23 protein-coding genes are annotated in these 23,250 nt (G+C 71.4%); 19 read left to right on the forward strand and 4 right to left on the reverse strand.

Features of this window, described 5'->3' with window-relative positions; genetic code table 11:
- The first annotated feature begins 33 nt into the window (after positions 1 to 33).
- Entirely contained in the window at positions 34 to 525 is a 492-nt protein-coding gene (gene tpx / locus WMR31_RS06470) for a thiol peroxidase (RefSeq protein ID WP_340537962.1), read from the forward strand.
- A 26-nt stretch (positions 526 to 551) separates the two neighbouring features.
- Here tpx and WMR31_RS06475 read toward each other — a convergent pair whose 3' ends face one another.
- Complete coding sequence (locus WMR31_RS06475; protein ID WP_340537963.1) at positions 552 to 1,466, reverse strand: LysR substrate-binding domain-containing protein; 915 nt, start codon at positions 1,464 to 1,466, stop codon at positions 552 to 554.
- Positions 1,467 to 1,536: 70 nt separating this feature from the next.
- Here WMR31_RS06475 and WMR31_RS06480 point away from each other — a divergent pair, with 70 nt between their 5' ends.
- The 3 genes from WMR31_RS06480 to WMR31_RS06490 all read left to right on the forward strand — a co-directional run bounded on the left by WMR31_RS06480 (position 1,537) and on the right by WMR31_RS06490 (position 3,996).
- On the forward strand, positions 1,537 to 2,505 hold the full coding sequence (locus WMR31_RS06480; RefSeq protein ID WP_340537964.1) for an SLAC1 family transporter: 969 nt from the start codon (positions 1,537 to 1,539) through the stop codon (positions 2,503 to 2,505).
- Positions 2,506 to 2,672: 167 nt separating this feature from the next.
- Positions 2,673 to 3,443 (forward strand): lytic murein transglycosylase, encoded by a 771-nt coding sequence (locus tag WMR31_RS06485; protein WP_340537965.1) that lies wholly within the window; start codon positions 2,673 to 2,675, stop codon positions 3,441 to 3,443.
- A 31-nt stretch (positions 3,444 to 3,474) separates the two neighbouring features.
- The gene (locus tag WMR31_RS06490; protein ID WP_340537966.1) at positions 3,475 to 3,996 is read left to right on the forward strand and encodes a PGPGW domain-containing protein; all 522 of its coding nucleotides are present in this window, start codon (positions 3,475 to 3,477) and stop codon (positions 3,994 to 3,996) included.
- Here the strand turns inward: WMR31_RS06490 and WMR31_RS06495 are convergent.
- On the reverse strand, positions 3,971 to 5,101 hold the full coding sequence (locus tag WMR31_RS06495; protein WP_340537967.1) for a DNA glycosylase AlkZ-like family protein: 1,131 nt from the start codon (positions 5,099 to 5,101) through the stop codon (positions 3,971 to 3,973). The genes WMR31_RS06490 and WMR31_RS06495 overlap by 26 nt on opposite strands.
- A gap of 194 nt (positions 5,102 to 5,295) precedes the next feature.
- Between WMR31_RS06495 and recC the strand changes: the two genes are divergently transcribed.
- Genes recC through WMR31_RS06515 form a run of 4 tightly spaced genes read left to right on the forward strand, consistent with a single transcriptional unit; the run spans position 5,296 to position 14,475 of the window.
- Positions 5,296 to 8,655 carry an exodeoxyribonuclease V subunit gamma gene (gene recC, locus WMR31_RS06500; protein WP_340537968.1) on the forward strand — a complete coding sequence of 1,120 codons (3,360 nt, stop codon included), beginning with the start codon at positions 5,296 to 5,298 and terminating at the stop codon, positions 8,653 to 8,655.
- Positions 8,652 to 12,050, forward strand: a complete 3,399-nt coding sequence (locus WMR31_RS06505; protein ID WP_340537969.1) for a UvrD-helicase domain-containing protein — start codon at positions 8,652 to 8,654, stop codon at positions 12,048 to 12,050. Before recC ends, WMR31_RS06505 begins: the two co-directional genes overlap by 4 nt.
- Complete coding sequence (gene recD, locus WMR31_RS06510) at positions 12,047 to 13,837, forward strand: exodeoxyribonuclease V subunit alpha (RefSeq protein WP_340537970.1); 1,791 nt, start codon at positions 12,047 to 12,049, stop codon at positions 13,835 to 13,837. Before WMR31_RS06505 ends, recD begins: the two co-directional genes overlap by 4 nt.
- A 29-nt stretch (positions 13,838 to 13,866) precedes the next feature.
- A complete protein-coding gene (locus WMR31_RS06515; RefSeq protein WP_340537971.1) occupies positions 13,867 to 14,475 on the forward strand; it encodes an ACT domain-containing protein in 609 nt (202 codons plus the stop codon).
- Between the two features lie 55 nt (positions 14,476 to 14,530).
- On the opposite strand, the gene WMR31_RS06520 is transcribed toward WMR31_RS06515, so the two are convergent.
- Positions 14,531 to 14,980, reverse strand: a complete 450-nt coding sequence (locus WMR31_RS06520; RefSeq protein WP_340537972.1) for a nitroreductase family deazaflavin-dependent oxidoreductase — start codon at positions 14,978 to 14,980, stop codon at positions 14,531 to 14,533.
- A 57-nt stretch (positions 14,981 to 15,037) separates the two neighbouring features.
- Between WMR31_RS06520 and WMR31_RS06525 the strand changes: the two genes are divergently transcribed.
- The 11 genes from WMR31_RS06525 (at position 15,038) to WMR31_RS06570 (ending at position 22,494) form a co-directional block, all read left to right on the forward strand.
- A complete protein-coding gene (locus WMR31_RS06525; RefSeq protein ID WP_340537973.1) occupies positions 15,038 to 15,955 on the forward strand; it encodes a 1,4-dihydroxy-2-naphthoyl-CoA synthase in 918 nt (305 codons plus the stop codon).
- A 147-nt stretch (positions 15,956 to 16,102) separates the two neighbouring features.
- Positions 16,103 to 16,525, forward strand: coding sequence for an SCO4402 family protein (locus WMR31_RS22130; protein ID WP_445321606.1), 423 nt, complete (start codon positions 16,103 to 16,105; stop codon positions 16,523 to 16,525).
- 242 nt (positions 16,526 to 16,767) lie between these two features.
- On the forward strand, positions 16,768 to 17,277 hold the full coding sequence (locus tag WMR31_RS06530) for a hypothetical protein (RefSeq protein ID WP_340537974.1): 510 nt from the start codon (positions 16,768 to 16,770) through the stop codon (positions 17,275 to 17,277).
- Positions 17,274 to 17,783: a hypothetical protein gene (locus WMR31_RS06535; protein ID WP_340537975.1), complete on the forward strand. Its 510-nt coding sequence runs from the start codon at positions 17,274 to 17,276 to the stop codon at positions 17,781 to 17,783. Before WMR31_RS06530 ends, WMR31_RS06535 begins: the two co-directional genes overlap by 4 nt.
- Before the next feature lie 4 nt (positions 17,784 to 17,787).
- Positions 17,788 to 18,162 carry a hypothetical protein gene (locus WMR31_RS06540; protein ID WP_340537976.1) on the forward strand — a complete coding sequence of 125 codons (375 nt, stop codon included), beginning with the start codon at positions 17,788 to 17,790 and terminating at the stop codon, positions 18,160 to 18,162.
- Between the two features lie 14 nt (positions 18,163 to 18,176).
- A complete protein-coding gene (locus WMR31_RS06545) occupies positions 18,177 to 18,596 on the forward strand; it encodes a WapI family immunity protein (RefSeq protein WP_340537977.1) in 420 nt (139 codons plus the stop codon).
- A gap of 42 nt (positions 18,597 to 18,638) precedes the next feature.
- Entirely contained in the window at positions 18,639 to 19,223 is a 585-nt protein-coding gene (locus WMR31_RS06550) for a type IV toxin-antitoxin system AbiEi family antitoxin domain-containing protein (RefSeq protein WP_340537978.1), read from the forward strand.
- Positions 19,220 to 20,047 (forward strand): nucleotidyl transferase AbiEii/AbiGii toxin family protein, encoded by an 828-nt coding sequence (locus WMR31_RS06555; protein WP_340537979.1) that lies wholly within the window; start codon positions 19,220 to 19,222, stop codon positions 20,045 to 20,047. The genes WMR31_RS06550 and WMR31_RS06555 overlap by 4 nt, the downstream gene beginning before the upstream one ends.
- 22 nt (positions 20,048 to 20,069) lie before the next feature.
- Positions 20,070 to 20,225 carry a hypothetical protein gene (locus WMR31_RS06560; protein WP_340537980.1) on the forward strand — a complete coding sequence of 52 codons (156 nt, stop codon included), beginning with the start codon at positions 20,070 to 20,072 and terminating at the stop codon, positions 20,223 to 20,225.
- A 627-nt stretch (positions 20,226 to 20,852) separates the two neighbouring features.
- Positions 20,853 to 21,383 (forward strand): DUF4304 domain-containing protein, encoded by a 531-nt coding sequence (locus WMR31_RS06565; protein ID WP_340537995.1) that lies wholly within the window; start codon positions 20,853 to 20,855, stop codon positions 21,381 to 21,383.
- 262 nt (positions 21,384 to 21,645) lie between these two features.
- Positions 21,646 to 22,494, forward strand: coding sequence for a phospholipase D-like domain-containing protein (locus tag WMR31_RS06570; protein WP_340537981.1), 849 nt, complete (start codon positions 21,646 to 21,648; stop codon positions 22,492 to 22,494).
- On the opposite strand, the gene WMR31_RS06575 is transcribed toward WMR31_RS06570, so the two are convergent.
- Entirely contained in the window at positions 22,446 to 23,033 is a 588-nt protein-coding gene (locus WMR31_RS06575) for a hypothetical protein (RefSeq protein WP_340537982.1), read from the reverse strand. The genes WMR31_RS06570 and WMR31_RS06575 overlap by 49 nt on opposite strands.
- Positions 23,034 to 23,250 lie beyond the last annotated feature (217 nt).

The following is a 23,250-nucleotide window of genomic DNA, read 5'->3' on the forward strand; positions in this document are numbered from 1 at the left end:
CCGTCGCCTCCCCCGTCCTGCTAGAACTGACGCATGGCCACTACTGCCCTCGGCGGCAACCCCGTCCACACCCACGGCGACCTCCCCGCGGTCGGCTCCGACGCTCCTGCCTTCACGCTCGTCGGCTCCGACTTCAGCGACGTCTCGCTCACCCCCGGCACCCGCACCGTGCTCAACATCTTCCCGAGCGTCGACACCGGCGTCTGCGCGGCGAGCGTGCGCAAGTTCAACGAGCTGGCCTCCGGGCTCGACAACACCAACGTCATCTGCGTCTCGGCCGACCTGCCGTTCGCCCAGGCCCGCTTCTGCGGGGCCGAGGGCATCGAGAACGTGATCGCCGCGTCCGCGTTCCGCTCGCCCTTCGGGGACGACTACGGCGTCACCCTGACCGACGGCAAGTTCGAGGGGCTCCTGGCCCGCGCGGTCGTCGTGGTCGACGGCGACGGCGTCGTCCGCTACACCGAGCTCGTCCCCGAGATCGGCACCGAGCCCGACTACGACGCCGCGGTCGCCGCTCTCGGCTGATCCTCGACCCGCACCCGGACCGCCCGTCAGTCCCGCGCCGCGATCGCCAGCAGGTCGCGCAACGGACCGGCGGGCGGTCTGCGTGAACCGACCCACACCGCCGTGAACGACCGGGAGAGCGCCAGGCCCGTCGTCGGCACCTGCACCAGCGCGCCGGACTCCAGGTCGCGGGCCGCGGCCCGGCCGCTGACGAAGGCGGGCGGTCCGCCCGCGGCGACGGTCGCGAGCACCGCTGCCGACGTCGTGAGTGCACTGTTGGGCTCGGCGACAGGCACCCCCGACGCGCGCAGGGCCTCCTCCCAGACCCGACGCGTCCCGGACCCCTGCTCGCGGCTGGTCAGCGCCCGTGCGCCGATCTGCGCCGCATCGAGCGGACGGCGTCGCCGCGCCCAGGTATCCGCGGGCGAGGCGATGAGCACGAGCTCGTCCCCGCCGACGACCCTGGTGGCCAGGCCGGCCAGATCGCCGGCGCCCTCGACGAAGCCGATGTCGGCCTCGCCGGATCGCACCGCCGCGACGACGGCCTCGGAGTTCGCGGCCCGCAGCGACGCCACGATCGCGCGTTCGAGTCGCAGTCGCACGAGCCACCGCGGCAGCAGGTGCTCGGCGACGGTCATCGAGGCGTGGACGTGCAGCTCGCGCGAGCGTTCCTCGCGCAGCGTGCGCAGGGCGGCCTCGACGGCGTCGGCCCGCTCGAGCAGCTCGGCGCTCCATTCCACGAGCAGTCGGCCGGCCGGCGTCACCGACGACCCCGACGTCGTGCGCTGGACCAGCGTGAGCCCGGTGAGCATCTCCATCGAGCGCAACCGTTCGGATGCCGACTGCTGTGAGATCCCGGCCTCGCGCCCGGCCGCGCCGATGCTGCCGAGACGGGCGACGTCGGCGAGCAGCCGCAGGGAGGGAAGGTCGGGAAGGGCCACGAGAGCACCGTAGCCGCTCACAGGACACACCTGTGAGCCCACAGTGACGTGACCGCTACCGGGTGCTCGCCCGGCGTCGGAGAGTGGCGACATGGCCACCTCCCTGCGCGCCCCGATCGCCACCCGTCCCCTTCCGGCAGGCGCAGATCGCGTGTTCGGGCCGAACTGGTTCGCGGCGGTCATGGGGACCGGGATCCTCGCCACGATCCTGGACGTGCGGGTGCTGTGGGTGCTTGCGGCGGTGCTGCTGGGAGGGCTGCTCGTCGCGACGGCCGTGCACCGGCGCTCCTATCTCGATCACCCCGTGCAACGCCACTTCTACGGCGCACCGGCGATGGCGCTGATGACCGTCGGCTCCGGAGCCCTGGCGATCTTCGGTGCGTCGCCGCTCGTGCTGTGGTTCGACGCGCTGTTGTGGACGGCGGGCACCGCGCTGGGGGTCGCGACCGCCTTCGCCATACCGGCTCGGGCCGCTGGTTCCGCCCTGCCGGAGGTCGGGCCGTGGTGGCTGATGCCGGTCGTGCCGCCGACCGTCTCGGCGACCACCGGAGCCCTCCTCGCGCCGTACCTTCCTGCCGGGTTGGCCCGAACCTGCTTCATCACCCTCTGCTACGGCCTGCTGATCTTGAGTGTCGTGGGCACCGTGCGCGTCCTGCGCCACCTCTGCTGCCGCGTTTCTCGACACGGGTTCGGCGCGCCGGCCATGGCGCCCACCTGGCTGATCGTGCTCGGGCCGCTCGGCCAGTCGGTGACCGCACTGCACCACCTCGGCCTGCTGTCCGGCCTGGCGCCGCTCACCCCCTACGCCGGGACACCAGTGCTGCTCGCCGCGCTCGGCTGGCTGGGCGTGGCCGGCGTCGTCGTGCTGCGCGCGCGCCCGCCGTTCGGGCTCACCTGGTGGTCGTTCACGTTCCCGGTGGCCACCGTCGTCACCGGAACGGCCGCCCTCGGGTGGGGGCCGGTCGCCGCCGCCCTCACGGTCCTGCTCGTCTGCGCCTGGCTCGTCGCGGCCCTCGGCACCGTTCGCGGCGCCTGGAACGGCTCGCTGCTGAGGGTGTGAGCCGGCGCCGTCGTCCTCGGCCCTCCCGTGCCGCACAACACGCCGACACGCGCGACGCGCGGTTCGCAGACGCGGGAGACGGGGAGGCCGGAATGGGAGGATGAGCACTCGCATCGCTCCTCGTCCGAAGGCTCTTCCCCCGTGCCCCCCACTTCCCCCGCGTCGCTGTGACGCGCCCACTTCTGATCCTGATCGCGCTGGTCGCCCTCTGCGGTGCCGGCTATGTCGGCTACGACCGGCTGTACGCGACGCCTGTGGTGAACGACCTGACCCCCGAACCCGACCCGGGCGACCTCGCCGACGCACCGCCGGACCCACCCATCGTCCTGCTCAAGCGCGCCCCTAACGCCGCCACGCCGCAGCACGCCGTCAACCAGGTCGACCCGGGCTGGCTCAACCGCACCGTCGCGGCCACCGGCATCCCGAGTGTCGCCCTCCGGGCCTACGCACGAGCCGAGCTCACCGCCCCGGCGGGCTGTGGCGTCGGATGGACGACGCTGGCCGGCATCGGCTGGATCGAGTCGCAGCACGGTCGGATCGGCGGCCGCTCGCTTCGCCCCGACGGCCGCTCCACCAAGGCGATCATCGGTCCGGCGCTGGACCCCAGCGGTGACTTCGCCGCCATCCGAGCCGACGCCGACGGCACCCGCTGGCACGGCGACCCGGAGTGGGACCACGCCATCGGGCCGATGCAGTTCCTGCCCGGTACGTGGGCCACCTGGGGTGCCGACGGTGACGGCGACGGCGTCCGCAACCCCCACGACCTCGACGACGCCGCAGCGGCCGCCGCCCGCTACCTGTGCGCGGGCAGGCACGACCTCGGCACCGGCGAGGGGTGGACGAGCGCGGTCCTCACCTACAACCAGTCGCGCGCCTATGCCTCAGACGTGCACGCGGCGGCCAGCCACTATGCCGCCGCGGCGACCCAGGCGGGCTGACCGACGACGTTCGACCGGCGAGGTTTGGACCTTGACCGGCTCTGGGATCATCGAGCCCATGAAGGCGGCCAAGCGCATCGGGTTCGAGGTTGTCGGTTGGTTGCTGCTCGTGGGCGGGATCGCCGCGCTGGTGCTCCCGGGTCCGGGTCTCCTCATGGTCTTCGGTGGCCTCGCGGTCCTCTCCCAGCAGTACGAGTGGGCCGAACGACGGCTCGACCCGATCAAGTACCGCGCCCTCAAGGGTGCCGCCGAGGGCGTGGAGACCTCGCTGCGGATCGCGATGTCGGTGGCCGGGGTGCTGTTCCTCATCGCCTGCGGTGTCCTGTGGATCGGCGGCCCCGCGCAGCCGGACTGGTGGCCGCTGCCGGACTGGCTCTGGCTCCCCGGCGGGATCGGCACCGGGATCACCCTGGAGTTCTCCGCGGTCGTCGCCGCGGCACTGCTGGTCTACTCCTACCGGCGCTTCCACGGGAAGCCGGACGCCGTGGCGGCGCTCGAGAAGGAGATCGACGAGGCCGACAAGGAGTTCAAAGAGCTCCGTCACCACGACTGAGGCCGAGCCCCAGCCACGCAGCGAGGGCCTCCAGTTCGGCATCGACGGCGGCGCGGACGGCGGCGTCGAGCGGCTCATCCTCGTGGACGGCGGCGACCCTCAGCACGCCCGCGTCGCGATCGGCGGTGGCGTCGACCTTCCCCACCAGCCGGTCACCGTGGAGCACCGGCATCGCCCAGTAGCCCCACCGCCGCTTCGCCGCCGGCTTGTACATCTCCAGGATGTAGTCGTACTCGAAGAGCTCGGTGAGTCGCTTGCGGTCGGCGACCAGCCGGTCCAGCGGCGAGAGCAGCACCGACCGGGGGGCGAAGTCGGCGTCCTCGAGCGACCTCGGGTCGACCCGCCAGGTCCCCTTGACGCCGTCGACCACGGCCTCGACGCCGGCCTCGCCGACGTGGATCGGCTCCACCGGAGCCTGCGCCGCGCGGGCACGGGCGATTCCGAGCGCGGTCAGGCGCCGCTCGTCGCGGATCCGCTTCGCCTGGTCCGCCTCGGGTACGGGGTCGTCGGGATAGATCCGCTCCGCGAGATCCCAGAGCGTGTCGCGGCCGGACCCGCCCGCGCGTGCGATCTCGCCGCGATCGACCATCTGGGTGAGGAGCATCCGGACGTTGCGTTGGTCGTTCCAGCCGCTGGAGGGCCAGGGCACCTCGCACGAGTCCAGGAACGCCGAGGCCGGCAGCGGCCCGTCGCCGCGCAGCGCCTCGAGGATCTCGCGCCGGCACGCGTCGTTGGCCTCCACCCACCCGTAGAGGCGCTCCTGCCAGGGCTTCCACGGCTCGGGACCCGGCCAGCGCGCCATCTCGGCGCGGAAGAGCGTCAGGTCCTCGGCCGGACGCGCGAGCATGTGGTGCACCACGAGCTCCTGGCGGTCGATCAGATCGACCAGCTCGGAGGGGTCGTAGCCCGCACCGAGCCGTCCCCACAGGACCAGGTCCGCGCTGGGTGCCACCGCCGCCGTCGGGTCGAGCTGCACGAAGCCGAGATGCCGGACGACGTCGATCACGCCGTGCTCTGCCGGGTCGGATGAAGTGCCGTCGAGAAGCTGGGCTCGCACGGCGATCCGCCGCGCCTGCTCGCGGGTGAGCTCGACCGGTCCAGCCACCGCACCAGGGTAGGACTCATCAGGATGCCGAGTCGGCACTTGTGCTTAGCAAACACGCCGACTCGGCATCCTTGCCGGGTCGTGGTCGCCGTCCGCGCGCGGCGAGTCGGCGTTTGTGTTGAGCAAACACGCCGACTCGGCGTCTTGGAGTCCGGCGCCGCGGTGTCAGTGCCGTCTCCTAGGCTCGGCGCACGATGACGCTCCACCTGCATCGCGCCACGCGCACCGATCGTCTCGCCGACGCCGTCGGCGAGCTGTTCGCGTCGGCGCCGCTGGCCGATCCATTCGCGCAGGAGGTCGTCGTGGTGCCCGAGAAGGGCATCGAGCGGTGGCTGGCGCAACGCATCTCGCATCGGGTCGGGGTGGGTCCGCGCGGCGGCGACGGCGTGTGCGCGGGCGTGCGCTTCCTGCGGCCGGGCTCGCTGGTCTCGCTCCTGCTCGACCGCGACCGCGACGACGTCTGGGCTCCCGACCGGCTCGTCTGGCCGCTGCTGGCGACCATCGACGACTCACTCGGCGAGCCGTGGGCCGCCACCCTGGCCAGGCACCTGGGTCACGGACGTACCGGCGCGGACGCCGACCTGCGCCGCGACCGCCGCTACTCCGTCGCGCGTCGCCTCGCCGGGCTCTTCGCGAGCTACGCCGTCCAGCGGCCGCAGGTCGTCACCGACTGGCGGGAGGGCCGCGACACCGACGGTGCGGGCGACCCGCTGCCCGACGACCTGCGCTGGCAGGCCGAGCTCTGGCGCCGGCTGATCGCGCGGATCGGGGGCGAGCCCCCCGACGTCCGGCTCGCGCGCACCCTCGACCTGCTCCGCGCCGGCGGGGATGGTCTCGAGCTCCCCGACCGGCTCTCCCTGTTCGGGCACACCCGCCTGCCGGTCTCCGAGGTCGCGCTCCTCGACGCGCTGGCCGCCCACCGCGACGTCCATCTCTGGCTGCCGCAGCCCTCGCTGGCGCTGTGGGACGCCCTGGCCGGGCTGGGCGGCCCAGCCGGCATCGTGCGGCGCGACGAGGACGAGTCCGCCGAGCGGGTCGGCCACCCGCTGCTGGCCGCGCTCGGTCGTGACACCCGCGAGCTGCGGCGCACCCTCGACCTTCCCGCGGCCGACGAGCCGATCTCGGCCCCCGAGCCCACGGCCGCCACCCTGCTCGGCCTCCTGCAGCACGACCTGCGCGCCAACCACGCGCCCACCGCGCAGGAGCGGGCGACCCGCGTGCTCGACCCCGCCGACCGCAGCCTCCAGGTCCACGCCTGCCACGGCCGCGCCCGACAGGTCGACGTGCTGCGCGAGGTGCTGGTCGGCCTGCTCGCCGACGACCCCACCCTCGAGCCGCGCGACATCGTGGTGATGTGCCCCGACATCGAGGCCTTCGCCCCCCTCATCTCGGCCGGCTTCGGTCTCGGCGGCCTCGACCCTGACGCCGGCGACGACACCGATCTGCACCCGGCCCACACCCTCCGCGTCCGGCTCGCCGACCGGGCGCTCACCAGCACCAACCCGCTGCTCGCGGTGGCCTCCACGCTGGTCGAGCTCGCGGGCGGGCGCGTCACCGCCTCCGACGTCCTCGACGTCGCGGCCACCCCGTCGGTCCGGCTGCGCTTCGGGTTCACCGACGACGACCTCGACCGGATCGGCCGGTGGGTCGCCCAGTCCGGCGTCCGCTGGGGTCTCGACGCCAGCCAGCGCGACCGCTTCGAGATGGGCCGCTTCGAGCACAACACCTGGCGCAGCGGCCTGGACCGGATCCTGCTCGGCGTGGCCATGAGCGGTGACGACCACCGCCACCTCGGGCGCGGTCTCCCCGTCGACGACGTCGGCAGCTCCGACGTCGACCTCGCCGGCCGGCTCGCCGAGTTCGTCGACCGGCTCGCGCGCGCCCTGGACGGCATGGCGGCCGCCGCCGACGTCGCCACCTGGATGACGGTGCTCACCGAGGGCGTGCGCGACCTCACCGACGTCCCGCTCGACGACGCCTGGCAGGTCCCGCAGCTCGAGCGCGAGCTGGCCCGTGCCGCCGGCGACGGCAGCAGCGTGATCGGCGACGTGCCGTTGCGGCTGGCCGACGTGCGCGCGATGCTCGACGCCCGGCTGGGCGGTCGCCCCACCCGCGCCAACTTCCGCACCGGCTCCCTCACCGTCGCCACGCTCGTGCCGATGCGCTCGGTGCCGCACCGGGTGGTGTGCGTGGTCGGGCTCGACGACGGCGTGTTCCCGCGCCTCACCGCCGTCGACGGCGACGACGTCCTCGCCCGGCGTCCCCTCACCGGCGAGCGCGACGTGCGCAGCGAGGACCGGCAGCTGCTGCTCGACGCGCTCCTGGCCGCCCAGGACCACCTCGTCATCACCTACACCGGCGCCAACGAGCACACCGGCGCGCCGCGGCCCCCCGCGGTGCCCCTCGGCGAGATCCTCGACGCCGTCGACCGGACCACCTCGGCGCCCGTGCGCGCCCAGGTGCTCACCGAGCACCCGCTCCAGCCGCACGACCCGCGCAACCTCTCGCCCGGCGCCCTGGTCACCGGCGACCCGCGCCCCTTCAGCTTCGACCGCGCCGCGCTGGGCGGTGCGCGCGCCGTCGTGGCCGAACGCGTGCCACCCCCGCCGCTGCTCGACGGCCCGCTCCCCGCGGCCGCGGACGGCGACGTGTCGCTCGCCGACCTGAAGGACTTCCTCGCCCACCCGGTGCGGACCTTCCTACGACAGCGCCTCGACGTCTCGACGCCGCTGGCGCCCGACGAGCTGGGCGATGCGATCCCGATCGAGCTCGACGCCCTGGAGAAGTGGGGCGTCGGCGATCGCCTGCTCCACGCCGTGCTCGCCGGCCAGGACCCCACCGCGGTGATGACCGCCGAGCAGCTCGGCGGCACGCTCCCGCCCGGTGGCCTGGGCGGGGCGGCACTCGCCGAGGTGGTCGAGCAGGCCCAGCGCCTGATCACCCGCACCGCCGACCTGCGCACCGGCGAGCCGCGCGCGGTCGACATCGACGTCGATCTCGGCGACGGGCGGCGTCTCTCCGGCACCGTGTCGGGCCTCTACGGCTCGAAGCTGGTCTCGCTGGGCTACTCCCGGCTCAAGCCCCGGCAGCGCCTGCACTCCTGGGTCGATCTGCTCGCGCTCAGCGCGGCCCGGCCCGACGAGTCCTACACCGCCCACGCGGTCGGTCGCGAGCGGGCCGGGCCCCGGCGCGCGCTGGCCGGGCCGCTCGACCATCGCGCCGTCGAGTGGCTGCGGAGCCTGGTCGAGCTGCGCGACCGCGGCCTGCGCGAGCCACTGCCGATGCCGCTGGCCACCTCTGCCGCGTGGGCCGAGGGCCGGCTGCGCGAGCAGGCCGGCGAGGGCGTCAGCGCGGTCGCGCTGGCCCGCAAGGCCTGGACCACCGACCCGTTCAACGCCTTCGGCATCGAGGGCGAGGACCGCGATGCCTACCACCGCCGGGCCTTCGGCGACGACGTCGCCCTCGAGCGGCTGATCGAGGCCGGGCTTCCCGACCTCGCCTGGGTCGTCTGGGAGCCGCTGCTCACCGGCGCCGAGCGGGTGGGCGCCCTATGACCGGCAGGACCCCCACGCCCGAGCCGTTCGACATCACCGCACCCCTGCCCGGCGTCGGCACCACGCTGCTGGAGGCCAGCGCCGGCACCGGCAAGACCTGGACCATCGGCGCGCTGGTCACCCGCTACGTCGCGGAGGGTGTGGCCCGGCTCGACGAGATGCTGGTGGTCACCTTCGGGCGCGCGGCCAGCCAGGAGCTGCGCGACCGGGTGCGCTCGCAGCTGGTGGAGGCCGAGCGTCTGCTGGGCGGTGACCCCACGGTCAGCCCCGAGGCCGCCGAGGAGTCCGCGCTGCTGCGGCTCCTGCTCGACTGCGACGCCGCCGAGCGCGCGCTCCGGCACCGCCGCCTCGTCGAGGCGCTGGCAGGGTTCGACGCCGCCACGATCGCCACCACCCACCAGTTCTGCTCGCTGGTCCTCGACTCCCTCGGGGTCGCCGGCGACACCGACTCCCGGGCCCGGCTCGTCGAGGACATCGACGACCTGGTCGGCGAGGTCGTCGACGACCTCTACCTGCGCGCCTTCGCCTTCGCCGACGGCCCACCGCTGTTCACCCACGCCGAGGCCCTCGCGATCGCCCGCGACGCCGTCGGCGATCCGCAGGCCGCGCTCGAGCCGGCCGATGCCCCGCCGGGTTCCAACGCCGGTCGTCGGGTCGCCTTCGCCGAGAAGGTGCGTACCGAGGTCGAGGCGCGCAAGCGGCGTCTCGGGATCCTCACCTACGACGACCTCCTCAGCCAGCTCGCCGTCGCGCTGGACGGCGACGACTCGCCCGCGCGCGTCCGGATGCGGGAGCGCTGGCGGATCGTGCTGGTCGACGAGTTCCAAGACACCGACCCCGTGCAGTGGCAGGTGCTCGACCGCGCCTTCAGCGGCGTCGCCACGATGGTCCTGATCGGCGACCCGAAGCAGGCCATCTACGCCTTCCGCGGCGGCGACATCGCCACCTACCTCCAAGCCGCCGAGACCGCCGCCACCCAGCAGACGCTGGCGGTCAACCGGCGCAGCGACGCCGGCCTCCTCGACGCCGTCCAGACCCTCCTCGGCGGCGCCAGCCTCGGGCACGAGCAGATCACCGTCCATCCGGTCCAGGCCCACCATCGCGAGGCCCGGCTCGTCGGCGCGCCGAACCCGGCGCCGCTGCGCCTGCGCGTGGTGCGACGCGACGCGTTCGGCAAGGGCTCGCGCGCGACCCTCCAGATCGGCGACGTGCGCCCCTACATCGCCCGCGACCTCGCCCTCGACATCCGCCGCCTCCTGGCCGCGGAGCCCACGTTCGACACAGGGTTCGACACAGGGGACGAGGCCAGGGCGCTGCTGCCGCGCGACGTCGCGGTCATCTGCTACCGGCACGCCGACCTCGCCGAGGCCCAGCGCGCGCTGCACGCGGTCGGCGTCCCGGCGGTCATCGCCGGCGGCGGCAGCGTGTTCGCCACTCCTGCCGCCCTGGAATGGCTCACTCTGCTGGAGGCCCTCGAACAGCCGCACCGCAGCGCCCGGGTGCGTGCCGCGGCGCTCACCGGTTTCGTCGGCCACAGCGCCGCCGAGCTCGCCGCCGGGGGAGACGCGCTCACCGACGACGTCGCCGAGACCCTGCGGCACTGGGTCGAGCTGATCGAGCAGCGCGGCGTCGCCGCCGTGGTCGAGGCGGCCTCCGCCGGCGGACTGCCGGCCCGCGTGCTCGCCGAGGTCGGCGGCGAGCGTCGGCTCACCGACCTGCGCCACCTCGGCGAGGCCCTCCACGAGGTCGCCCAGACCGAGCGGCTCGGCGTCGTCTCCCTGCTGGCCTGGCTGCGCGACCAGGTCTCCGATGCCCGCGCCGGTCGCGGCGGCGAGCGCACCCGGCGCCTCGACTCCGACGCCGCCGCGGTCCAGCTGGTCACCATCCACGCCAGCAAGGGACTCCAGTACCCGGTCGTCTACCTGCCCGCGCTCGCCGACCGGTTCCTGCCCAAGCCCACGCGGCCGCTCTTCCACGACGCCTCCGGACGCCGCTGCCTCGACGTCGGCGGCGAGGGTCCGCAGTGGGCCGACCACGTGCGCCGCTGGGAGGAGGAGGAAGCAGGCGAGTGGCTGCGCCTGCTCTACGTCGCCATCACCCGAGCCCAGTCCCAGGTCGTGTGCTGGTGGGCGCCCACCCGCAATGCGGTCGCCTCGCCGCTGCACCGGCTGCTGCTCCGCACACCCGGTCCCGACGGCCCCGATGGCCCCGACGGCAGCGGCGACGTGCCCGACGCGCCGCCGGTGCCGCCCGACGACGCTGTGGTCGGCCTGCTCGCCCAGTGGCGCGACCGCGGCGGGCCCTCGCCCGAGGCGGCCATCCACGCCGACCCCGGACCGGAGGCGCCCCGCGAGGATGTCGGGGCCCTCGACGTCCGCGCCTTCACCCGCGAGGTCGACACCACCTGGCGCCGCACCTCCTACTCGGCGTTGAGCGCGGTCGAGGCGGCGGCGGTGACGGTCGGCAGCGAGCCGGAGGACCTCGGCAAGGACGACGAGCCGGCGGCCGAGGTGCTCGACCCCGTCGCGACGACCGCCGACGCCGCCTCGCCGCTCACCGCGGCCGTGTCGCCGATGGCCGACCTGCCGGTGGGCACGACGTTCGGCTCCCTGGTGCACGCCGTCCTCGAGCATGCCGACCCCGACGCGTCCGACTGGCGCGCCGAGCTCGCCGCCCACGTCGCCGAGCAGCTGACCAGGTGGCCGGTCGACCTCGACCCCGACGCGCTGGTGGACGCGCTGGTCGCCGTCTGCGACACCCCGCTCGGCCCCGAGGTCGAGCACCGCACCCTGCGCGGGATCCCGCTGCGCGACCGCCTGCGCGAGCTCGACTTCGAGCTGCCGCTCTCCGGCGGCGACCTCGCTCCCGGGGCGGCCGGCGCCGTCACCCTCGGCGATCTCGCCCCCCTCCTGCGCGAGCATCTCGCCGACGACGACCCCGTTCGTGGCTACGCCGATGCCCTCGACGTCCCGGCGCTGGGCGAGCAGAGCCTGCGCGGCTACCTCACCGGCTCGGTCGACGTTGTGCTGCGCGTCGGCGGCTCGAGCCCGCGCTACCTGGTGGTCGACTACAAGACGAACTGGCTGGGCCCGCGAGACGAGCCGCTCACCGCCCATGCCTACCGTCCGGCCGCGCTCGACGCCGCGATGGGGCACTCCGACTATCCGCTCCAGGCGCTGCTCTACGCCGTGGTGCTGCACCGCTTCCTGCGGTGGCGCCAGCCCGACTACGACCCCGAGCGTCATCTCGGCGGCGTGCTCTACCTCTACCTGCGCGGACTGTGCGGCCCCGACGCCCCGCTCGACGACGGCCGCCCCTGTGGCGTCTTCGTCTGGCGGCCCCCGGTCGCGCTGCTCGAGGCCGTCTCCGACCTGCTCGACGGGAGCCGCCGATGAGCATCCTCACCCCCGAGCCGTGGCCGGCGCACGACCGGCGGCTGGCCGTCCGCGCCGGCGGGCTGTTGGCCGACTTCAACGCCGCCGGAGTGCTGGAGGCACCCGACGTCCACGTCGCCACGCGCGTCGGCGCGCTCGGTGGCGAGGACGACGAGCGCGTGCTGCTGGCGGTGGCGCTGGCGGTGCGCGGCATTCGCGCCGGGTCGGTGTGCATCGACCTCACCACCGTGCCCGCACTGGCCGACGGCCTAGCATGGCCCGACGCCGAGGGCTGGTCCGCGGCGATGGCCGCCTCGCCGCTGGTCGCCGCCGGCGTCGTCCGCTACGAAGAGTCGCTGGTCTACCTCGACCGCTACCACCGGCTCGAGACCCAGGTGTGCGACGACCTGCTCGACCGGGTCCGCGCGCCGGCGCCGCCGGTCGACGAGGCCGCGCTGGCTGCGGCGCTCGACCGCGTTCGCGGGCCGCACCTGAGCGCCGAGCAGGAGGCGGCCGCCGTCCGGGCCGCGCGCTCCTCGACCACCGTGCTGATCGGCGGCCCCGGCACCGGCAAGACCACCACCGTCGCCCGGATCCTGGTGCTGCTGCACGACCAGGCCCGCGCGCGGGGCGAGCGGCTCTCGGTCGCCCTGGCCGCGCCCACCGGCAAGGCCGCGACCCGGCTGCAGGAGGCGGTGGTCGCCGAGCTGGCCCGCCCCGACGTCGATCCCGCCGACCGCGAGCTGGTCGGTCGTCCCGACGCCCTCACCCTGCACCGGCTGCTGGGCTGGCGACCCGACAACGCCACCCGCTTCCGCCACGATCGCGCCAACCGGCTCAAGTACGACCTGGTGGTCGTCGACGAGTGCTCGATGGTCGAGCTCACGATGATGGGCCGGCTCCTGGAGGCGGTCCGGCCGCAGTCGCGGCTGCTGCTGGTCGGCGACCAGCACCAGCTCACCTCGGTGGGTGCCGGCGCGGTCCTCGCCGACGTCGTCCGCGGCTTCGACGGCGACCCTCGCTCGCCGGTCGCCTCGCTGGTCGAGAACCATCGCTCCACCGAGGACATCAAGTCGCTCGCCGAGGCCCTGCGCACCGGCGACCCCGATCACGTCGTGGAGGTGCTGCGCCGCGGCGGACCCGAGGTCGAGTTCGTCGAGACCACCGGCGTCGACGACGCCGCGCTGGCGCTGCGCGCCGACACGCTCACCAGTGCCCTCGCCGTCCGCGCCGCGGCGCTGGCCGGCGACCCCCAGGCCGCCGTCGACGCGCTCGACCGGCATCGCCTGCTGTGCGCGCACCGGGAGGGTCCCTACGGCGTCCGGCACTGGAACCGGCAGGTGGAGCGTTGGCTCGCCGAGCACACCGGGGTGCCGATCTACGGCGAGTGGTACCCCGGCCGGCCGATCCTCATCACCAGCAACGACTACGCGCTCGAGGTCTACAACGGCGAGACCGGCGCCGCGGTGCTCGGCGGCGAGGGACGGCTGCGCGCGTGGGTCTCGGGCTCCGAGCGGCTGCGGGACTACGCGCCCGGCCGCCTCGACGCCGTCGAGACCATGCACGCCACCACCATCCACAAGAGCCAGGGCAGCCAGGCCGAGCGGATCACCGTGCTGCTGCCGGAGGAGTCGTCGCGGCTGCTGACGCGCGAGCTCTTCTACACCGCGGTCACCCGGGCCCAACGCCACGTGCGGGTGGTCGGTTCGGAGGCCGCCGTCCGCGCCGCGGTCGGCCAGCAGGCCCAGCGCGCCTCGGGTCTCGCCGGGCGCCTGCGTGCCGCGCTGAGCGACCCGACCGACACATGAACGAAACCTCGGCTGGGTAGCATCGAACGGTGCCGTACCTGCTGCGCGTGGAACTGCCCGACGTCCCCGGCTCGCTGGGGCGGCTGGCCAGTGCCATCGGCGTGGCCGGCGGCGACATCGAGGCCATCGAGATCGTGGAGAAGCGCCACGACGGCACCGCCCTCGACGACGTCATGCTCGACACCGCCGACGGCGTGATGCCCGACTCCATCGTGTCCGCCTGCAACGCCCTCGACGGCGTCGAGGTCGTGTGGATCAGCCGCTACGTCTCCGGTGGCCTGCTGCTCGACCTGGAGGCGGTCGAGGAGCTCACCAGCGAGCCGTCCCGCGCGCTGGACCGGCTGATCGACCTGATCCCGGTGACCTTCCGCGTCGACTGGGCCTGCCGCGTCCACCGCTCGCACGGCGTCGAGTACGCCACCGCGGCGGCTCCCGCCGAGCTGGGCTTCCTCGAGATCGAGCGGCCCGTGTGCCTCGAGCTCGACGACGACGACAGCGAGACGCTCTACGCCGGCGCGCGGGTCGACGGCAACCGGATCGTCGTCGTCGCGCGCCGCGGCGGCCCGGAGTTCCTCGACTCCGAGCTCGCCCGGCTCGGCCACCTCACCGGTCTGGCCGTCTCGATCTCGGGCGGCTGAGGCCCCAGCCAGAATCGGTGCTTCCAGGCTCGGCCTGGATCCGCCGATTCTCGCCTCAGGCGTCGACGCGCTCGAGCAGGAAGACCGGGATCTCGCGGTCGGTGCTCTGCTGGTACTCCGCGTACGGCGCGAACTGGGCCACCGCGCGCTCCCACCACTCCGCACGCTCCTCGCCCTCGGCGATCCGGGCGCGGTAGGTGTGCGGCTCCGGCCCGTCCTGCAGGTCGACCTCGGGATTGGCCACGAAGTTGTGGTACCAGACCGGGTGCTCGGGAGCGCCGCCCTTGGACGCGACGGCCGCGTACACGCCGTCCTTCTCGACCCGCATCACCGGGTTCTTGCGCAGCTTGCCCGAGTTGGCGCCGCGCGAGGTGATGACCACGATCGGCCACTCGGGGTGGTCGCGCAGTGTGTTCGCCTCCGTGCCGCCGCTGGCCTCGTACTGCTCGACCTGGTCGCGGACCCACTGTGCGGGGCTGGGCTCGTACTCGCCTTGAAGTGTCATGCCCACCACAACAGCACGTCGTCGGCGCTGATTCCAGACCCGATAACGTGCGGCTCCATGAGCGCGATCGACGGCGTGTCCGAGATCTTCGATGCCGAGGCGTGGGACGTCGTCCCCGGCTTCGAGGACCTCACCGACCTCACCTACCACCGAGCGAAGGACCACGGCACGGTGCGGATCGCCTTCGACCGCCCCGACATCCTCAACGCCTTCCGCCCGCACACCGTCGACGAGCTGCTGCGCACCCTCGAGCACGCCCGCACCACCTCCGACGTCGGCTGCGTGATCCTCACCGGCAACGGCCCGAGCGCCAAGAACGGCAAGTGGGCCTTCTGCACCGGCGGCGACCAGCGCATCCGCGGCCGCGCCGGCTACCAGTACGCCGAAGGTGAGACCGCCGAGACCGTCGACAAGGCGCGGCTGGCCCGCCTCCACATCCTGGAGTGCCAGCGGCTGATCCGGTTCATGCCCAAGATCGTCATCTGCGTCGTCCCCGGCTGGACCGCCGGCGGCGGCCACAGCCTCCACGTCGTCTGCGACCTCACCCTCGCCAGCGCCGAGGAGGCCCGCTTCAAGCAGACCGACGCCGACGTCGGCTCCTTCGACGGCGGCTTCGGCTCGGCCTACCTCGCCCGCCAGGTCGGCCAGAAGTTCGCCCGCGAGATCTTCTTCCTCGGCCAGGAGTACTCCGCCGAGGACGGCGTCCGCATGGGCACCGTCAACCGCGCCGTCCCCCACGCCGACCTCGAGGCCACCGCCCTGGAGTGGGGCCGGATCATCAACGGCAAGTCGCCCACCGCCCAGCGGATGCTCAAGTACTCCTTCAACGCCATCGACGACGGCCTGGTCGGCCAGCAGCTCTTCGCCGGCGAGACCACCCGCCTGGCCTACATGACCGACGAGGCCCAGGAGGGCCGCGACCAGTTCCTCGAGAAGCGCGACCCTGACTGGTCGCCCTACCCCTGGTACTACTGATCTGGCGCATTTGCGCAGGTCAGAGGCCTATTGGACCCCCATGCGTGGCAGATGCGTGGCAAGAATCGCGATCTAGTTGCCGGTGTCGTCGCGGCTGGCCGCGGAAAGTGCGAGGCCGTACGACGACGTAGGTGACACCATCGCGGCATGGGAGTCGAGTGGCCGGGCCGGCGCGAGGACGTGCTGAACGCGCTCGACATCTTGGCCAGTGCGACCCCGTCGGCGGAATGGCCCACGCTGACCGAAGCGGTTCACTGGCTCGTGGACGACACCTTCTGGGACGCACGCGACCCCAAGGAGGACATCGGGGCGCTTCTCGTCGACGAACACGAGGCAGCAGCAATCCGGTCCGTAGTCAGTGCGGTGGTGGCGGTCTCGCAGCGACAGGGGCCGACTGCATCTGACCAGGCGTGGCTCGATGACTCCGGGTGGCCGATGGTCCAGAAGTTGGCTGCGCGGGCCGCGACGGCCCTGCGAGGGTTCGGCGGCGATGCCGCTCGACGGCGCGAAGACGCCGCCCAACCGCACCATCGAAGTGGAGTTGGACCGGGGCGACGCGGGGGTCGCTAGAGCCATCGGGATCCGTCCAAGCGAGCCGTGGCGTCGGCCTGTTCCTCAGTGGTGCGACCGACTGGTGTCTGGACGCGACCTCACCCGAGCGGGTGATGAGTCCTGGCTCGTGTCGTACAACTACGTCGACCCGGCCGGGCGCTGGACACTCCGGGACGCGAGCAGCGAGGACCCCTTCTCAGGTCTTGTGGGTCGGCGTCTCGAATCGTGCGCGGCAATCCGTAGCATGCGTGCCGAATGAAATGGGGGTGTGGGAGAGGGAGAAATTTGGATGGTTGAAGGGGGAGGTGATGGTGGTTGGTGGAAACGGATGGAGGCTTGAAAGAAGTGGAGGAATGAGGGCCAGGGAGACGGATGTGGCGGTGGAAAGTCGATCGGCGTCGGGCCGCGACATAGGCAAGAATCCGCACATGGAAACGGTCACCCTCTGGCGCCCGACAGGCCCTCAGGAGCTCGCGCTCGTTGAGGCCTCCGGCTGGCGGGAGTGGCCGCCGAGGCTGCCCGACCAACCGATCTTCTACCCGGTCCTCAACGAGGACTACGCCGTCCGGATCGCCCACGATTGGAACGTCAAGGCGAGTGGCGTCGGCTACGTGACCCGGTTCGATGTCGAGAAGGCGTATCTCGAGCAGTACGAGGTTCAGCAGGCCGGCGGCCAGACGATCCTCGAGTACTGGATCCCCGCCGACGACCTCGACGAGTTCAACCGGCACATCGTCGGCCTCATTGAGGTCGTTCGCGAGTTCCGATGACCGATTACGACGTGACACCCGAGCAGGCTTCTCACGGTCGGGTCATCCCGGACCGCGATCTGCCGATGATCGCCGCGCAGTGGTTGGCCGACGGCTATGACTCGCCGCTTCTGCGGGAGATGGCCTCGCTGACATCACGGCAGGCGCTCGAAGGAGCGGTGAGGCTCGCCGACGTCCTGGCTGAGCTCGGCCATCCGATCCGCGAGTTCGATTCTCCGTACGAGCAGCTGCCGTGGCGCGGCCAGTGGGAGGGCATCTGGTGGGCCGTCGATCGGATGGATCGAACCCATCGGCCCTATGCGTCGGCGCAGTGCGTCCTCGAGATCATCGGCGACTACGAAGGTCTCTGGGAGCCTGGCGGCGGCGAGGCCTTGATGGCCATGCTCAGGGCCTGGGACGAGAATCCGGACCTGCGGCCCGAGACCGACGAGCAGATCCGTGGGCATCTCCGCGGGCTTCGTGACGACGACGTGCCGCCTCTTGTGCAACCGGATGGGCAGGACTGAACACGTGACGAAGCGGCGCCTGCTCGGCTACTGGCGAAACGATGAACACCCGGAGTATCCCGATCCGGCCGCGTTCGTCGACAGCACATGGGATCGCCAAGAGCGTCACGAGGTCTGGTCCTACTTGTCGAGCGGGACCATGGCGGCTGCGTGCATGGGCCTGTCGCCGTGCCGAATCTGCGGCGAGCACAACGGAGCCTTGGAGTTTGCGGACGGGGTCTACCAGTGGCCGGAGGGCTTGGCGCACTACGTATACGACCACAACGTCCGCCTGCCCGCCGAGTTCATTGCGCACGCTCGCGCTCGGCTCGAACAGCTTGAAGGCGAACAGGTCGCCCTGGACTGGTGGCTGGAGGTCACCCGTCCTGAGCGCGGGTGAGGTAGGACCACCCTGTGAGGCTCGGCTCGTCGAACGAGCCGCGGGACTGGGACGCGAACTGGCTCGTCGTGGCGGGCGTTGTCGGGCTGCCTGATGGCTCCACGTGGTCGTTTGAGGATCCATGTCTGACCACGTGGGAAGCCAGGGAGTTGCTCGACTGGTTGCGCCAAGTTCGGGACGGTCTCGTACAGCCGAGCACCTGGGACTCCGATGAGGAGCGCCTGCTGGTGTTCACCGAGCCGAATCTCGCGTTCAGCCTCGCGGCCCGTACTGAGGGCTCTGTGACCATCCGTGCTCACCTGTCGCTGGAGTCGGGACCGGCTGAGGAGAGTGAGTTGTTCGAGTACTTCGTGCCGCTCGAGCTGACGTCGAAGGCACTCGTGGATGCCATTGTCGACTGGGAGTCGGCCTTGAGAGCGTTCCCTGTCCGCTAGCTTTCTGTGGCACAACCGTACCGCTTTCGGTACGGTTGTGCCATGGCTGCCGATATGAAGTATCGAGACCTGGTGCGGGAGATCGCGCTGGGCGAGTACGGCTTCATCACGACCAAGGAGGCCGTCGCGGCGGGTGTTCCGGCGGTCGAGCTGCGCAAGTTGGCTGCGCGCGGTGCGCTGGTTCACGTGGCGTACGGGATCTACCGGGTGGCTGATGCGCCCGGCTCGCCCTTCGACCAGTTCGCCGAGGCGCTCCTGAGGGCGGGGGAGGGGGCCTACCTCCGTGGTGACTCGGTGATGGCCCTGTTCGGTCTCGCTGACGTCAATCCGCGCAAGATTCGCGTCGTCGCGCCGAAGCGGACGCGAGCAAAGATGCCGGCCTTCATCGAGGTGGCCGCCGCGCCTCCAGGCGAGACGCCCAGCCTCACTCACTACGAAGGTCTGCTGGCAATGCGCGTTGCCGACGCGATCCTCGACTGCCGAGGTCGCATCGAGAGGGAACGTTTGCTAGATGCAGCCCGTGATGCTCGCAAGGAGGGTCTGGTGACCCGCGCCGAGTACGCGAAGTTACAATGCGAGCTGCGCAAACCTGGGTTGCGTGGCCCGGCGGAGGGAACTGCGTCATGACGTATTCGACCCCTCCTCCCAACCTGAGATCGCTCGAGCAGAGGATCCGCAACTTAGAGACCGATGCCACGAGCTCGTTGCGCTGTCAGGTGACGATGGCGATGGTCGTCGTCGGACAGATGCTCCCCGAGGGCGCGGTCAAGGGCGGCACAGCGATGGCGCTTCGCTACGGCCGTGACGACAGTCGATTCACGCAAGACCTCGACGCCGCGCGGGTCCATCCGTTGAGTGAGTTCCTCGACGACTTCGAGGCTTCGCTCAACCGCGGCTGGGCAGGATTCACCGGCCGCGTCGTCGACCGCACGCCGCCGCGACCGCCGGGAATTCCGCCTGCCTATGTCATGCAGCCATTCGACGTGAAGCTGGACTATCTCGGTAGGTCGTGGCGGACCGTCAACTTCGAGGTCGGTCACAACGAGATCGATGACGCCATGGAGCCTGAGCTTCGGATCGCGCACGACCTGGTCGAGCTCTTTACCGACCTCGGCCTTCCAGCGCCGGGGCCGATCCCGGTGATGCGCACTGACCATCAGGTGGCGCAGAAGCTCCACGCGGTCTCGGAACTGGGCAGCGAACGGGTGCGCGACCTCGTCGACCTGCAACTGCTCGAGAAGGGCGAGCAGCTCGATCTTGCGCAGGTCAAGGCGACGTGTATCCGGCTCTTCGACTACCGGCGGCGACACGCGTGGCCACCAACAATCGTCGTCGATGCCGAGTGGGCTGACCTGTACGCGGCGGCGATCGAGGGCATCGACGTACTCCACGACATCGAGGCAGTTGTCGCCTGGGCCAACGAGCTCATCAGGAGGATCGCCGATGCCTGACGGTCCGGTTACGGTTGCTGGCGTGGACCCAGCGGAAGCGGAGTTCCTTCGGCTCGCAATGGCGTTGCCGCCGCGCGAGCGCTGGAACCTCGGCATGCGCCTCCTCGAGGCCTTGGAGGTCAAGGACGCAGGCCCAGGGCAGGCGGCCGCCGACCCGCGTTTGGGTCAGCAGGAGTAGGACATGGCGAGAATAGGGCGTCGGCGGACCGAGCCCGACGAGGTCCGTGTCACGCGGATGCTCGTTACGGGCTACGGCAACGGGCCGTTCTACGTAATGGTGGAGCCCGAGGCTATGCACTACTTTCCTCCGCAGGAGAAGGTGCTGCTCACCTTTCGTGGGCCTGCCACTGCGGTCCCGGAGTTCGAGGTCTCGCGCGGCGTGGATGGACTCACGATCTGGCGGCCATCGGACACGGAAGTCTAGGCAACGCTCGCCGACGGCACCCACGAGCAGATCGGCGGATGGGCCCACATCCCCGCCCCCTGGCTCGACCGCGCGCATCCCGACATCGGCCGCCGCCCTGAGGATGGCTCGATGCGTGGCAAAAACGTGGCAGCAGAGTCGTTGGCGTCAGTTGACCGCCAAGGCCCACAATCACGTTTCCGCAGGTCAGCCGCATAGTGCCGTCGCCGACCATCAACAGCCGCTGAGCGTGCCGCACTTCCCCTGGTACTACCGATCTGACGCGTGTGCGTAGCTCATGCCTGCTACTGCCTGGTGCGTGGCAAGAGGCGCGACGGACCCTATGCTTGGAGCCTGATCCCATAAGTGCGCTCCTCGTGCGAGGCTTCGCGGGTGACCGAGATGCACCCCGAGGACCGCGACCTCTTTGACCGGTTCAGGGCGTGGAAGAGCCGTCCGAAGGACTTCAGTCCGGCTACGGAGAGCGACCCCACGCCTCAGGTGGTCTACAGCGACTTGATGAAGGGCGTGTTCGCTCCGGCTCTTCGGGAGGCCGGCCTGAAGGGTTCCGGTGGGCGGTTCGAGCTTCCGTCGGAGAAGTGCTGGGCGCAGCTGGGCTTCCAGAAGTCTGTCCACAGCGACTCGTCGATCCTCAGGTTCACGGTGAACCTGTCGGTGATCGACCGCGAGACCTGGGCGCGGCGGCCCGCGGTGACGTCACGACCCGGGACCAAGCCAAGTCCCAGCATCTATTACGGCGCGGGAGCGGGGCAGGAGCAGGCACGCATCGGGGCTCTGATGCCAGCTGGTGAGGACTTCTGGTGGTCTCTGAGTCGGGGCCATGACCCGACGTCGGTGGCTGAGGAGGTCGTCTCGGCCCTGATCGAACTGGCGGTACCGTGGCTCGTCGCGAGGACGGCGGCGAAGCCGTGATGCCTCGGCGTCGCACGCAGTGCTGCGAGATCACGCGGACCGCGTCGGGCTCGAAGCGAACCTCCACATAGGTCCAGCAGTCGTCGGACAATGTCGCGACCTCGGCGCCGCAGCCGGGGCAGAGGCGGTTGGGGCCGTCGCAGCCGTTGTGCCCGCAGCAGCCACTGTGCCAACCGACGCGGCTTCGCGAGCGCGGTGCGCATGAGGTTGCCGGCCGCTCCTCGTACTTCGGGGGCCGGATTGCGTATGAGCTCCCGTCGCGTTGGAGTTGTCTGCGCACGGTGAGTTGACGTCGAAGGAAGTCGATGTCGCCGACCTGGACTCCGGCCGCCTCGCCGAGGCGGAGGCCGGCGAAGGCGCACAACGCGACCTAGGCGCGGAAGCCCGGGTCGGTGCCGTCGAACGGCGGGGACTTTCGGTCGGCAAGCCCGCAGAACGTCCGGTGCTGGAGGCAGACCTCGAGGACATGCGTGCCGATGCCGAGCAGCAAGACGAACCGGTAGCGCAGGATCTGCCGGAGTCAGAACGCATTCAGTCTGTCGGCGATCCGTTCGCGACTGGGACCGACGGTCGCGCTCCCGTCCGCAGCATGAGCGTGTTCGAGCATCCCGATCTGCTCGATGAGGCCCTGCGCACCGCGAAGCGGCGTCTCATGATCGTGGCTCCCTGGGTCAAGAACGCGGTCGTCACGACCGACTTCATCTCTCGCATCGAGCAACGCCTACGCGCCAAGGTCGATGTGACGATCGCCCACGGGTACGGCGAGGACGACCGTGGTTCAGATGATGGCGCCCTGCGGCGCCTGGAGAACCTCGCCAAGCGCTACGAGCACTTCACCTTCATCCGGCTGCGCAACACGCACACGAAGATCCTGATCTTCGACGACGTGTGGGTCAGCACCAGTTTCAACTGGCTTTCGTTCCGAGGCGACGCGGACAGGACGTACCGCATGGAGGAGGGAACGATGGTGAGTATCCCGTCACGTGTTCAGAAGCAATACGAGCACTATCAGGCGATGCTTGACGAAACAGCGGCTCTGACCCAGCGAGCGTTCGTGCAGGCTCACGCGTCAAAGTCGTCGTGGGTGGTGACGCGTGCGAGTTCGATCTGACCCGTCGTCAGCACCCAGTAATGGATGCGTCGAGCCGATGGTGTATTCACCTGCAGGTTCGCTCGCCAGGCCACTGCTCCGTCCTCACGAATCCTGACGGGATCTTCTCCGCCGGAACCCGTGCGGAGGCGGTGGATCTCGCGGCTGGGAAGCTGCTGCGCCAACCCGGTGACGATCTCGAAGACCACGTCGGCGATCTTGTCCGGCTTGATGCCCTCGAGCTTGTCGAGCGAATCAAGAAACCGGGGACCGACAAGGTAGTTAGGCAGCGGTCGCTCACGCTGCTCGGCCGGCAGGGTGCGCGTCGCCCACTGGGTGAGCACGCGATGACGGAAGCCCTGTTCTCCGTCGAGGAACTGAGGACCCGCGCCGTCGACACCGCTCGCCTTTGCGCTTCCAGCCGCCTTGCGCAGCCGAGATCGGGTGGCCTTCAGCTCGTGCTCTGCCTTGTTTGCACGGCGATCGGCCTGGTCGAGGAGGTACCGGAGTTGCTCGCGCTCATCAATGGTGGCCGCGAGCTGCGTCCGTCCCGTCTGCACCTCTCGCTCGAGTCGGGCGATCTCGGCTGCGAGTCCGTCGATCTTCAGCAGAAGCGCCTTGGTCGACTCCCCAGCGTGCGGGCCGGGCGGGGGAGGGGTCCCAGGGGTGGGGCCGCAGTTTGCCGCGATCGAGCATGGCCGGGTTGGGGCGTACGACGGGAGGAGCGCTGAGAGCGACCGACGCGACTTCGACGTCGACCTGATCAGACAGACTCGT

This window comes from Nocardioides epinepheli (assembly GCF_037936805.1).
Classification (GTDB): domain Bacteria; phylum Actinomycetota; class Actinomycetes; order Propionibacteriales; family Nocardioidaceae; genus Nocardioides.

Coding starts and splice junctions, on each gene's coding strand:
- tpx (WP_340537962.1), top strand. CDS start 34: ATGGCCACTACTGCCCTCGGCGGCAACCCCGTCCACACCCACGGCGAC.
- WMR31_RS06480 (WP_340537964.1), top strand. CDS start 1,537: ATGGCCACCTCCCTGCGCGCCCCGATCGCCACCCGTCCCCTTCCGGCA.
- recC (WP_340537968.1), top strand. CDS start 5,296: ATGACGCTCCACCTGCATCGCGCCACGCGCACCGATCGTCTCGCCGAC.
- WMR31_RS06505 (WP_340537969.1), top strand. CDS start 8,652: ATGACCGGCAGGACCCCCACGCCCGAGCCGTTCGACATCACCGCACCC.
- recD (WP_340537970.1), top strand. CDS start 12,047: ATGAGCATCCTCACCCCCGAGCCGTGGCCGGCGCACGACCGGCGGCTG.
- WMR31_RS06520 (WP_340537972.1), bottom strand. CDS start 14,980: ATGACACTTCAAGGCGAGTACGAGCCCAGCCCCGCACAGTGGGTCCGC.
- WMR31_RS06525 (WP_340537973.1), top strand. CDS start 15,038: ATGAGCGCGATCGACGGCGTGTCCGAGATCTTCGATGCCGAGGCGTGG.
- WMR31_RS22130 (WP_445321606.1), top strand. CDS start 16,103: ATGGGAGTCGAGTGGCCGGGCCGGCGCGAGGACGTGCTGAACGCGCTC.
- WMR31_RS06530 (WP_340537974.1), top strand. CDS start 16,768: ATGGGGGTGTGGGAGAGGGAGAAATTTGGATGGTTGAAGGGGGAGGTG.
- WMR31_RS06535 (WP_340537975.1), top strand. CDS start 17,274: ATGACCGATTACGACGTGACACCCGAGCAGGCTTCTCACGGTCGGGTC.
- WMR31_RS06550 (WP_340537978.1), top strand. CDS start 18,639: ATGGCTGCCGATATGAAGTATCGAGACCTGGTGCGGGAGATCGCGCTG.
- WMR31_RS06555 (WP_340537979.1), top strand. CDS start 19,220: ATGACGTATTCGACCCCTCCTCCCAACCTGAGATCGCTCGAGCAGAGG.
- WMR31_RS06565 (WP_340537995.1), top strand. CDS start 20,853: ATGCACCCCGAGGACCGCGACCTCTTTGACCGGTTCAGGGCGTGGAAG.